This window comes from Mucilaginibacter sp. OK283 (assembly GCF_900110415.1).
GTDB lineage: Bacteria > Bacteroidota > Bacteroidia > Sphingobacteriales > Sphingobacteriaceae > Mucilaginibacter.
In genome coordinates this window covers 147555-159010 of the sequence record NZ_FODR01000002.1, presented here as the reverse complement: position 1 = coordinate 159010, position 11456 = coordinate 147555, and the positions used below count along the sequence as shown (strand labels likewise).

Here is an 11456-nt window from a genome sequence, read left to right as displayed (position 1 = left end):
ATTGAGAGGCTTTCAAATATCTATAAGCTTTTAAAATCGAACAGGGTTTCAAGAAATCCTGTCAATCACGCTAAATCCCAAAATCGTGTTATACTTCGGCTAAATGTTCGCCGGTAACGGTTTCTTTAATTTTAGTTTCCAGTTCTTCCATCAGCTCGGGGTTATCCAATATTAATTGTTTAACTGCATCGCGGCCCTGGCCTAAACGGGTATCGCCGTAGCTAAACCATGAACCTGCTTTTTTGATGATGTTATATTCAACACCCAGGTCGATGATTTCGCCGGCTTTAGAAATACCTTCGCCAAACATGATATCAAACTCGGCAATGCGGAACGGCGGCGCAACTTTGTTTTTAACAATCTTCACCTTAACGCGGTTACCGGAAACCTCGTCGGTATCCTTAATTTGTGATATACGGCGTACATCCAAACGTACCGACGCATAAAACTTCAAAGCGTTACCGCCGGTGGTAGTTTCGGGATTACCAAACATTACGCCGATTTTATCGCGCAGCTGGTTGATAAAAATACAGCAACATCCTGTTTTGCTAATGGTACCGGTTAATTTACGCAAGGCCTGCGACATTAAACGTGCATGCAAACCCATTTTTGAGTCACCCATTTCGCCTTCAATCTCAGCCTTTGGCACCAACGCGGCAACAGAGTCAATAACCAGGATATCTATCGCTCCTGAACGGATCAGATTATCGGCAATTTCCAAAGCCTGCTCACCGTTATCTGGCTGCGAGATTAAGAGATTTTCGACATCCACCCCTAACTTTTTGGCGTAGAAACGGTCAAACGCGTGCTCTGCATCAATAAATGCAGCAATGCCGCCTTTCTTTTGCGATTCGGCAATGGCGTGGATAGCCAAAGTTGTTTTACCGGATGATTCCGGCCCGTATATTTCAATGACCCTGCCTTTAGGCAAACCGCCAACGCCCAGGGCGATGTCGAGCCCCAATGAGCCGGTTGATATTACCTCCGTAGCCTCAATAACAGAATCGCCCAACTTCATGATGGTGCCTTTTCCGTATGATTTTTCAAGCTTATCCAGCGTAAGCTGTAAAGCCTTTAATTTGTCCGAGTTATTTTTATCTGTGTTAGCCATCTTCAAATTATCTTTAGCAAATATAAATGTATTATTTAAAAATACTAATTTTTTTAGTAAATATTTTTTTGGGAGGTGAGTGGTTGATTAAGTTGGATTAGGTGAATGGTTATATTTACCTAATATACAAACTAACTACTCACTTAATCAACCACTCACCAATTACCCCTTCTCCACACTCCTTTTCTTTAATTCCTTACTAATCTTATTAAGTGCAGCCTTTTTCTTAGCTTCTTTGGCTTTCTTAATCTTTGCGGCCTCGGCTTTCAATAAAGCGGTTTCGGTATTGTTTCGCTCGTAATACCTGCAAAACCAGGTAAGCGGGCAAATATCGCATTTGGGGCTGCGGGCCACGCAAATGTACCTGCCGTGCAATATAAGCCAGTGGTGGGCTACGGCTATATGCTCTTTAGGAATGTGTTGTATTAATTGCTTTTCAACAGCCAGCGGCGTAGTGGCGTTATTGGTTAAACCTATACGGTTGGCTACTCTAAAAACGTGTGTATCTACCGCCATAGCCGGCTCTTCAAACACTACAGATGCAATAACATTGGCGGTTTTACGGCCAACGCCCGGCATTTTCTGCAGGTTATCTATGCCCGATGGCACCTCGCTGTTAAATACATCTACCAGTATTTTGGCCATACCCACCAGGTGCTTTGCCTTATTATTAGGATAGCTTACACTACGTATATAAGTAAAAACCTCATCGGGTGTTGATGCCGCCAACGCTTCAGGCGTAGGGAAACGTTCAAACAGCGCCGGGGTTACCTGGTTAATGCGTTTATCTGTGCATTGTGCCGACAGGATGACCGCCACCAATAACTGGAACGGGTTTTCATAATGCAGTTCGGTAACAGGGTTAGGCTGATTTTTCGAAAAATATTCAACAAAGTGTTTGTAGCGATCGGCTTTCAGCATATTAGTCTATAGTCAATGGTCCATAGACCATAGTTAAATTTCAAACAAAACTATAAAATATCATCCAACAATGGACTATAGACCATGGGCTATGGTCTGCTAAATAGAAAGGTTCATAAATCATTTATCGGATTTTTGGCAGGGTCGATTCACATCGGGTACCGTAATCAACAATTTATGATCTATGAACCAGTGAGGGGATGCAATGCTTAACGCAGGCTCTTCGAATAGTCCAATATCTGGTGTATGGTTTGCACTTTGGGCTTTTTAGCTAAAAGGTCCAAATCGGCACGAATTGAATTATAAAAAATCAACTCGTCGGCGTCCAGGTTTAAATGTACATTATCGTTCATCTCAGCTTGGTTAGCATTAGCATTTAACGTTTTTGTAAAGGTTTCATCCATAAGCTTTATTACTGTAATTTTTATACGATTTATAACGGTGGCTTAAAGATAATATTTTGTTAGATGAAAATTAAATGAAATATTTTTTATTAATTAATTTTTCCTGATTATTTAATTAACTGGAAATGTGATTAATAAAGTTACTTCCACAAAAAATCCGGTTAATTGATAATTAATCAACAACCGGATTTAATATTAAAATAGCTTATTACTTAATGTTTAATGACTAATTTTTTAGGCTCAGTTCCCTGCCCTGCATCATTTTGCGCAGGTTATTAAGTGCATAGCGCATACGGCCAAGCGCAGTATTGATACTTACATCGGTAATATCGGCAATCTCTTTAAAACTCATATCGCCAAAGTGACGCATAATCAGCACTTCCTTTTGTTCAGATGGCAAAAGCTGTATCAAACCTTTAAGGTCCTTATAGGTTTGCTCCCTAACCATCTTATCTTCAGTACTTTCATCGTAATTACCAAGCACCTCAAAAATATCAAAATCGTCGCCATTGCTCACCATTGGTGCGCGTTTTTCACGGCGAAAATGGTCGATAACCAAGTTATGTGCAATGCGGGTAACCCAAGGCAAAAACTTACCTTCTTCGTTGTACTTCCCGGCTTTGAGGGTATTTATCACTTTTATAAAAGTATCCTGAAAAATATCCTCGGCAAGGTATTCATCCTTTACCAGCAAATAAATAGAGGTGTATATTTTTGATTGGTAACGCCTGATCAATTCTACAAGCCCCGCTTCATCACCGGCAATGTATAGATGGATTAGATCCTGATCACTATTCAATTGAAAATCCATAGAAAGTACTACTTTAAACTTAATTTTTAGTTAAACTCTTAAAAAGTAAAGTATATTCTATAGCGTGCTCGTTAGGGTAAAAAAATTGTTACGTCAAATAAAACAAATTCTACATTAAAAAACAAATTATATTTTTTTTTGCAGTGCTTTTTTAATAATACATCGGGTTTAAAACCCACAAAACAATTTATTATTTGGCAACAATAATATTAGACTAATTTATATTACCAAAGGTTTAACCAGCACCAAAATAAATTCTAAAAATCAAATTGATTAAAAAATATGATACTGTTAATTTGTATTAAATCCGTTACAAATATTTTGTATTGTAAATTTATTAAAAGACATCAACTTATTGCCCGGCGAGATGTTAAAAAATGTTAAATATTAAATATTGCCGGTGTTAAGCTACAGTGTTTACACATTTCTCAATAAAAGAAAATGTCATTTAGAACGAATCAGAGATGGATTTAAGTGGTGGGATGAGGAGAAATCTTGAACACCCTGCATTTCGATAGGCTTTGTTGATGTAGGGCGTTTAAGATTTCTCCTCCCCCGCCCACAATCCCGCCGCAGAGTCGTCGAAATGACATCCGGTTTATTTAAGCGTTAAGGGAGACCAAAAGCCTTGGATAAGGCAGGAAGATAAGGCGCGTATCCAAATGTTATATCAAACCATCATCCTTTAAACTTTTTAACAGCACGTTGATATCGGACGTCTCATATTCGCTTTTAAGATAAATCTCTGCCAAAATAACAATTTCATTATCTAATATTGCGTATGTTATCACCCTGACTCCACCTGACTTTCCTTTGCCGGTTCCGGTAATAGCCATTCTGATCTTGTAAAATTTTGCCCCAGATTTGTCCCTATAATAGGATTTATTTCCAAATCAGTAATGAGTTTACCAATATCTGATTTTATGCCCGGATGTTTTTTTTGCAATTCTCCTGGCCTCTTTACCAATTGCAGAAGCAATGATAACTCTATAGCTCATTTAAAAATTCTCTTGCATCCTGAAGTTCAATTTTCCCTTCCTTATAAAGATTTATTTCTTTTACAGATCGTTTTAGCCGGTTATACATCACCTGTTCCGACTTTGATAATGGGCGCTTAGTGTTGTCTTTTGCAACATAATAATCCAGGCCAAAAGCGTCCAATACAGCTTTGATGGCTTTCTCGGTTTTTTTATCCTCAATATTTACAGTCAGCGTAGTCATTATGTTGGCGTATATTGTAAATATTACAAAATGATACCAGCTTTTAAAAGCATTATTACACCAATATGCAGGTATCGGTTAAATCAAAAGCCTAAAAAGCCTAACTCCTCCGTATGTTTACGTTAAAGTAATTTAGCTCCCCGCCAACCCAAAAAATCCTCTCTAAATAATTAAAAGTCAACAAACTGTAAACTCGGGTATTTAATTGCAATAATCATCTAAACAAAGTGAAAGCGATTTGGATTATGCTAAATATTTTAGGATTTTTGCATTTTAGAAAAAAGACCATAGTCGATAGCCCATAGACCATAGTGATTGTATGGTTTTTGCTATGGTCTATGGACCATGGACTACCAACAATATATGAGCAAAGAAGCAGAAAAAGATCCATCAAAACATATTATTATAAAAGGGGCGCGCGTACATAACCTTAAAAATATGGATGTGGCCATCCCCAAAAACAAGCTGGTTGTTGTAACGGGTATGTCGGGTTCGGGCAAATCGTCGCTTGCTTTTGATACGTTATATGCCGAGGGCCAGCGCCGCTATGTAGAAAGCCTTTCGTCATATGCCCGCCAGTTCCTGGGCCGCATGAACAAGCCCGACGTTGATTATATAAAAGGTATAGCGCCCGCAATAGCTATTGAGCAAAAAGTAATCACATCAAACCCACGCTCAACTGTGGGCACCTCGACAGAAATTTATGATTACCTGAAACTGCTTTTCTCGCGCATTGGCAAAACCATTTCACCTATATCCGGCCTGCCGGTGAAAAAAGATTCGGTTACCGATGTGGTAAACTTTGTACTCGGCCTGCCCAACGAAAGCCAGGTAACCATATTGGCTCCCTTATATCCGCACAATAACCGCAGCCTGAAAGAAGAGTTGGCCGTGCTGATGCAAAAAGGTTTTGTACGCGTGGAATACCAGGGCAAACTTTCAAAAATAGAGGCATTGTTAGAGGACGCCAGTATTGTTGATGACGGGTCATGGCTGATAGAAGAGGTAAAAGGTGAAAGCTTAAAGGCGAAAGGCAAAAAGCAAAAGGTTGAAAGCGAAAAGCAAAATGAAACAGATCAACTCACCACTCACTACTCACCACTCACCACTTATAACGCTGTACGCATCGTTATCGACCGTATAAGCAAAAACGAAGAGGATGAAACGGTAAGTCGCCTGGGCGACTCTATCCAGACAGCCTTTTTTGAGGGTAAAGGCGATTGCTACGTGCGTTACCAGGAGACCGACACGGAGCACGAAACCGAGCGCTTTTTTTGCGATCGCTTTGAACTGGACGGCATTAAGTTTGAAGAGCCTGCCCCCAACTTTTTCAGCTTTAATAACCCTTACGGCGCCTGCAAAAAGTGCGAGGGCTATGGCAAGGTAATTGGTATTGATGAAGATTTGGTTATCCCCGATAAAAGTAAATCGATATATGAAGGAGCCATTGCCCCGTGGCGTGGCGAAAAGATGCGCGAGTGGAATGACAACCTGGTGAGGCATGCCCTGAAATTTGATTTCCCGATACATCGCCAATACAATCAGCTTACTGCGAAAGAGCAAAAATTACTGTGGACTGGCAATAAGTTTTTCCGTGGCCTTGATGAGTTTTTCAAGGAGATGGAAGAGCAAACCTACAAAATCCAGTACCGTGTTTTGCTATCGCGATACAGGGGCAAAACCACCTGTCCCGAGTGTAAGGGCAGCCGTTTGCGCCAGGATGCATCGTATGTAAAAATTAATGAGCGCTCCATTACTGATGTGGTTTTGATGCCGCTTGATAAAGCGCAGGAGTTTTTCCAAGGCCTGGAACTGAACGAAACCGACGCCAAAATTGGTAAACGTTTATTAATGGAAATAACCAATCGTTTGGTTTTCCTGAATGATGTTGGCTTGAGCTACTTAACGCTAAATCGTTTATCAAACACACTATCGGGTGGCGAATCGCAACGGATTAACCTGGCTACCTCATTGGGAAGCAGCCTGGTGGGCTCGATATATGTGTTGGATGAACCAAGCATAGGCCTGCACCCGCGCGACACCCAGCGCTTAATTGGCGTATTAAAATCCCTGCGCGATGTAGGCAACACCGTTTTGGTGGTTGAGCACGAGGAAGAGATTATGAAGGCGGCCGACCATATCATTGATATTGGCCCCGAAGCCGGCACCCATGGCGGAGAATTGATTTTTACCGGGACTTATGACGAGATAATAAAAGACGATAACAGCTTAACCGGCCGCTACCTGAGCGGTAAGGACGAAATTGCTATACCAGCCACCCGCCGTAAATGGCACGATTTTATTGAGATAAAGGGCGGCCGCGAAAACAACCTGCAGCATGTAAATGCCAAATTTCCGTTGGGTGTACTTACGGTAGTTACCGGCGTATCCGGATCTGGTAAAACCAGTTTGGTAAAACGCATACTGGCACCTGCCCTGCAAAAAACACTGGGCAATTACTCGGGCGAGCAAACAGGATCATACGATAGTATTGAAGGCGATTACGCCAAGATAGAACAGGTAGAAATGGTTGATCAAAACCCTATCGGCCGTTCATCGCGCTCAAACCCGGTTACCTATGTAAAAGCCTGGGACGAGATCCGCAATCTGTACGCTGCACAACCGGCAGCCAAAGCGGCCGGCTTAAAGCCATCCGCATTCTCGTTTAACGTAGAGGGTGGCCGTTGTGATGTTTGCCAGGGCGAGGGTGAAGTGAAAATAGAGATGCAGTTTATGGCGGACATTTTCCTTACCTGCGAAACCTGCGGTGGCAATCGCTTTAAACAGCACATCCTGGATATTACCTACAATGAAAAGAATGTAGCCGAAGTACTGCACATGACCATTGACGAGGCTTTGCAGTTTTTTGCCAAAGAGCCAAAGATCATCTCAAAAATAAAACCCTTGGTTGATGTTGGTTTAGGTTATGTACAACTGGGCCAATCATCAAATACACTATCGGGCGGCGAAGCGCAGCGTATTAAGCTGGCATCGTTCCTGGTAAAGGGTAACAACACGCACAAAACGCTATTTATATTTGACGAACCCACTACCGGGCTGCATTTCGCCGATATTAAAAAGCTGCTGAAATCATTTGATGCCTTGCTGGAGCACGGCAATACCATTATTGTTATTGAACATAACATGGATGTTATTAAATGCGCCGACTGGGTGATTGACATTGGCCCCGAAGGCGGCGACAGAGGCGGGAAAGTAGTATTTGAAGGTGTGCCCGAAAACCTCATCAAAGAAAAAAAATCGCACACCGGGAATTATTTAAAAGAACGGTTTGGAAAGTAATAATATTAAATTTAGCTAACAGATATTATCAATTATTATGAGGTAAGTTAGTTACCACATCCAATCGATAGTACTAAAACCAATATTGGATAATGCCCTAAGTGCATTTCGACCAACTAATGGAGTGCTTATACCCAAAGGACTACATAAAACTTCGATGGTAACTAATGCACTTTCTATTTCAATCTGAACAGCGCTCAACTTCTTCATTGTGATTATACCGCCAGCTGTTCTTACACTTACAACTGTATACGTGCCTCCGGGTAATAAACCAACAGCACGGGCTGCAGATTCAGGAACCTGAAAAAAATCCGCTCCGGTATCTACTAATGCTGCAGCAATTCTAAATCGACGACCGCCTGGCCCAATTAAGACTACATCTGCTAAAGGCTTTAACGAGCTACCAACATATAATTTGGAATTTGGGAAGGTTACTACTGCCATATATCAAATGTTATAAAGGAATAAATAACGTCTGGTTGAGCTAAGTTTTGAACTTCACTTATTACGATATCTAACGATTCATTTTGTGCAATGATCCCATTTGCCGACACTGCTATCCATTGATTATTGGGCAAATCATTTTCTGACCAATGACTATAAAGCCAAATTTGAGCTGGGTCCATATTGCGTTTGATTTGTGCTAATCGTTTTTTTTTGAAGCTGATTCACCTGTTATTATTCCGATAAAGGCTCCTAATAAAAGCTCGAACGAATGAATAAGTACCTTACTCCACTCTTCCAAAGGCTTTTTTTGCCCAGCATATAATCCAGTAAATAAAATTACCAGAAGAAGAACAATAGCAAAAATTAATCGCCCCCATATTAGAGTAGTATTTGTATCGGCAACAACTTCCGAAGATTGTTGATCAATTATTTCTGCACTATCACCTACCTCTGTGTTAGCACCTACATTGGCGGACTGCTTGAAAAAAATCCCCATAATGATAAGATTTAAATATGTTTAGATGTATAAATAAATTTACCATTTAATTCATAAAGTCCAATAAAAATATAAACTATTTTATTTGTTACTTAAATCACAAGAAAACAATATTATGATTATGGCTTGAGCCTACATCCTTTTTGATATTTTACCAAAAATACTTATATTTACATAACACGGCCTAACATCTTATTTTTTCCTCTTCCAACAATATCTATCTGTAAAAGATACGATAACGGCCACAGGCTATTAACTTCTAAATCTTCAATTTATGTCGGGTACAAAACACCTTTATGACACCATTCGTCCTATGTTTGGCGGACACTTCTCTCAAAGCCAGATTGATGGCATCGAAACTATTTTAACGGCTATTGCTGCAGCTGGTATAACCGATAACCGCAAAACAGCGTACATGCTGGCTACTGTGTTTCATGAATGCGCCAAAAAAATGCAGCCAATAGCCGAATTTGGCAAGGGCGCGGGCCATGACTATGGTAAAAAATTAAAAATGGGGACCGGCCCCGGTCACCGGATACCCTATACCACTCCCGATAAATTATATTACGGCAGGGGCTATGTACAACTAACCTGGTATGAGAATTACGAGAGCATGGGCCACTTACTGCATGTTGACCTGCTCGGAAATCCAGAACTGGCCTTAGATCCAACTATAGCTGCAAACATTATGGTTAAAGGGATGGTTGGTGGCCTGTTTACGGGCAAGAGCCTTGGCAAATATTTCACAGCCGAGTTAACCGACTGGGTAAACGCCCGCAAAATAATTAACGGCCTTGACCAGGCAGCAACTATTGCAGGATATGCTCAAACGTTTTATAAAGGGTTAACTGCCCCGGTGTAAATAACCAAAGGAATTTAGGCGGCGAAAGAGCCCAGGGAAATTCCGGCTTCCTTAATTTGGCCATGCCGGTTGATTATTAAGCTTGTTATAGCGTTAAATAATTGTTGGTTTTCCTCCCAAAAGGCAGTTTTAATTTTTAACACAACCGCTAATAAGTCGCCGGGGTAGTAATCGCCCTCGGCAAAAAGATCTTCTGTAAGTTCTTCGATGGCAAGCGGTACAAGATATGGCAAGCTAAACTCCTGCCCTATCATTAAACGCAAATCCCCGGTAGTAAATTCATTTAGCGGGAGCTTCAATAGCTCCAGGCAGCGCCGTACAAGTGGTGTTGGCGCCGCTGCCGGATCTTCAACGCCTATCTTTTCCAGGTTTTGTAGTGATTTGTAGCGCCAATTATTTTCCAGTTTCATAAAATATAATCAACATGTGTAAGCCATTAACTTAATCAACTACTCATCACCCAATCAACCACTCAACTAATTATTTGCCACCCGTTTTAACGTACATATAAATAATACCGCCAATAACGGTAATGGCCAATACAATAAGCCCGGTAACACCTTTCTTTTTATCCTGGCGCATTAGCCATACTAAAAATGCAACCAGCGGCAGCACAAATACCGCCCAGAATATTAATGATGGAATGTTCATAAGAAGCCCCCTGCCCCCTAAAGGGGGAGTTTTAAATTATTAATAAAGTCAAATGCCCTCCTGTTCCCCCTTTAGGGGGTTAGGGGGCTAAAATATCATCCTTGCCATGGGTGCAATTTCCTGCCCCGAAAATTCACCTTTTAAATATTTATAGTAGCCGGCAATTGCAATCATTGCGGCGTTATCTGTACAATATTGCATAGCCGGAATAAAGCTTTCCCAGCCGTTTTTTTCGCAAAGCGCCTGTAGTCCCAACCTTAAACCTGTATTGGCCGATACACCGCCGGCCAAAGCCAATTGTTTAATGCCGTACTGTTTTGCGGCTTTTTCAAATTTATTAAGCAGTATGGTTGCTATCCGTTTTTCAACCGAGGCACAAATATCGGCCATGTTTTCGCTGATAAAATCGGGGTTCTTAGCCACGTTATCGCGAATAAAATACAATATCGACGTTTTTAACCCGCTAAAACTAAAATCAAAGCCCGGGATCTGCGGCTCGGGAAACTTGTAAGCATCCGCATTACCCTGCCGCGCGTATTTATCTATAAGCGGGCCACCCGGATAAGGTAAGCCCAGTATCTTGCTGGTTTTATCCATTGCTTCGCCCGCAGCATCATCCAGTGTTTGGCCAATAATTTCCATTTCAAAATAATCTTTTACCAAAACTATTTGCGTGTGCCCGCCCGATACGGTAAGGCATAAAAATGGAAACACGGGCTTATGATCGCCAATAAAGTGGGCCAGGATATGGGCCTGCATGTGATTAATTTCCACCAATGGCGCGTTTTGGGCAAGCGCAAATGCCTTGGCGAATGACACGCCAACTAATAATGAGCCTAAAAGGCCCGGCCCGCGGGTAAAAGCTACCGCATCAATATCATTTTTGTTTACTTTTGCGTTCAATAGTGCTTGTTGAACGGCAGGAACAATATTTTGCTGATGTACCCTTGAGGCAAGCTCGGGGACAACGCCACCATATGCCTCGTGAATGCTTTGGTTAGCAATAACATTGCTCAGGATAACCCCATCAACGCAAACAGAGGCAGATGTGTCATCGCAAGAAGATTCAATTCCTAATATTACAGGCACTTGTTTTAATTATTGAATTAATGAATTAGTGAGTTAGTGAATTCCTGTTTAGCTGAATTTTCCGATCTTAATAAAAGATCATCAAACTAATCAATGCCTTAATTGTAATTGATGAGTTTTAAATCACTAATTCAATAATTCGC

The 11456-nt window shown here is 41.1% G+C and carries 14 protein-coding genes; 2 read left to right on the top strand and 12 right to left on the bottom strand.

Annotation, left to right across the window (positions count from 1 at the left end):
- Nucleotides 1-88 precede the first annotated feature (88 nt).
- The 6 genes from recA to BMX56_RS05425 form a co-directional block, all read right to left on the bottom strand.
- Nucleotides 89-1111 (bottom strand): recombinase RecA, encoded by a 1023-nt coding sequence (gene recA / locus BMX56_RS05450; RefSeq protein WP_090642077.1) that lies wholly within the window; start codon nt 1109-1111, stop codon nt 89-91.
- A gap of 162 nt (nt 1112-1273) precedes the next feature.
- Complete coding sequence (nth, locus tag BMX56_RS05445) at nt 1274-2032, bottom strand: endonuclease III (protein ID WP_090642074.1); 759 nt, start codon at nt 2030-2032, stop codon at nt 1274-1276.
- 209 nt (nt 2033-2241) lie between these two features.
- Nucleotides 2242-2385 (bottom strand): hypothetical protein, encoded by a 144-nt coding sequence (locus tag BMX56_RS30065; protein ID WP_158642931.1) that lies wholly within the window; start codon nt 2383-2385, stop codon nt 2242-2244.
- A 277-nt stretch (nt 2386-2662) separates the two neighbouring features.
- Complete coding sequence (locus tag BMX56_RS05435) at nt 2663-3247, bottom strand: RNA polymerase sigma factor (RefSeq protein WP_090642067.1); 585 nt, start codon at nt 3245-3247, stop codon at nt 2663-2665.
- Nucleotides 3248-3912: 665 nt separating this feature from the next.
- The gene (locus tag BMX56_RS30355; protein WP_218152386.1) at nt 3913-4083 is read right to left on the bottom strand and encodes a hypothetical protein; all 171 of its coding nucleotides are present in this window, start codon (nt 4081-4083) and stop codon (nt 3913-3915) included.
- Nucleotides 4084-4234: 151 nt separating this feature from the next.
- Nucleotides 4235-4468: a hypothetical protein gene (locus BMX56_RS05425; protein ID WP_090642064.1), complete on the bottom strand. Its 234-nt coding sequence runs from the start codon at nt 4466-4468 to the stop codon at nt 4235-4237.
- 363 nt (nt 4469-4831) lie between these two features.
- Here BMX56_RS05425 and uvrA point away from each other — a divergent pair, with 363 nt between their 5' ends.
- Nucleotides 4832-7768 (top strand): excinuclease ABC subunit UvrA, encoded by a 2937-nt coding sequence (gene uvrA / locus BMX56_RS05420; protein ID WP_090643901.1) that lies wholly within the window; start codon nt 4832-4834, stop codon nt 7766-7768.
- A gap of 51 nt (nt 7769-7819) precedes the next feature.
- On the opposite strand, the gene BMX56_RS05415 is transcribed toward uvrA, so the two are convergent.
- From BMX56_RS05415 to BMX56_RS05405, 3 genes are read right to left on the bottom strand one after another with little or no spacing between them, the layout of a single operon-like run.
- The gene (locus BMX56_RS05415) at nt 7820-8212 is read right to left on the bottom strand and encodes a retropepsin-like aspartic protease (protein WP_090642061.1); all 393 of its coding nucleotides are present in this window, start codon (nt 8210-8212) and stop codon (nt 7820-7822) included.
- Nucleotides 8203-8394 carry a hypothetical protein gene (locus tag BMX56_RS05410; RefSeq protein WP_090642058.1) on the bottom strand — a complete coding sequence of 64 codons (192 nt, stop codon included), beginning with the start codon at nt 8392-8394 and terminating at the stop codon, nt 8203-8205. Before BMX56_RS05410 ends, BMX56_RS05415 begins: the two co-directional genes overlap by 10 nt.
- Before the next feature lie 17 nt (nt 8395-8411).
- Nucleotides 8412-8711: a hypothetical protein gene (locus BMX56_RS05405; RefSeq protein WP_090642055.1), complete on the bottom strand. Its 300-nt coding sequence runs from the start codon at nt 8709-8711 to the stop codon at nt 8412-8414.
- A gap of 274 nt (nt 8712-8985) precedes the next feature.
- Here BMX56_RS05405 and BMX56_RS05400 point away from each other — a divergent pair, with 274 nt between their 5' ends.
- Nucleotides 8986-9573, top strand: a complete 588-nt coding sequence (locus BMX56_RS05400; RefSeq protein ID WP_090642052.1) for a glycoside hydrolase family 19 protein — start codon at nt 8986-8988, stop codon at nt 9571-9573.
- 14 nt (nt 9574-9587) lie between these two features.
- Here BMX56_RS05400 and BMX56_RS05395 read toward each other — a convergent pair whose 3' ends face one another.
- From BMX56_RS05395 to tsaD, 3 genes are all read right to left on the bottom strand, one after another.
- The gene (locus BMX56_RS05395) at nt 9588-9983 is read right to left on the bottom strand and encodes a contact-dependent growth inhibition system immunity protein (RefSeq protein ID WP_090642049.1); all 396 of its coding nucleotides are present in this window, start codon (nt 9981-9983) and stop codon (nt 9588-9590) included.
- Between the two features lie 70 nt (nt 9984-10053).
- Nucleotides 10054-10224, bottom strand: a complete 171-nt coding sequence (locus BMX56_RS30060; RefSeq protein WP_177183727.1) for a hypothetical protein — start codon at nt 10222-10224, stop codon at nt 10054-10056.
- 87 nt (nt 10225-10311) lie between these two features.
- Nucleotides 10312-11313 (bottom strand): tRNA (adenosine(37)-N6)-threonylcarbamoyltransferase complex transferase subunit TsaD, encoded by a 1002-nt coding sequence (tsaD, locus tag BMX56_RS05390; protein ID WP_090642046.1) that lies wholly within the window; start codon nt 11311-11313, stop codon nt 10312-10314.
- Nucleotides 11314-11456: the final 143 nt, after the last annotated feature.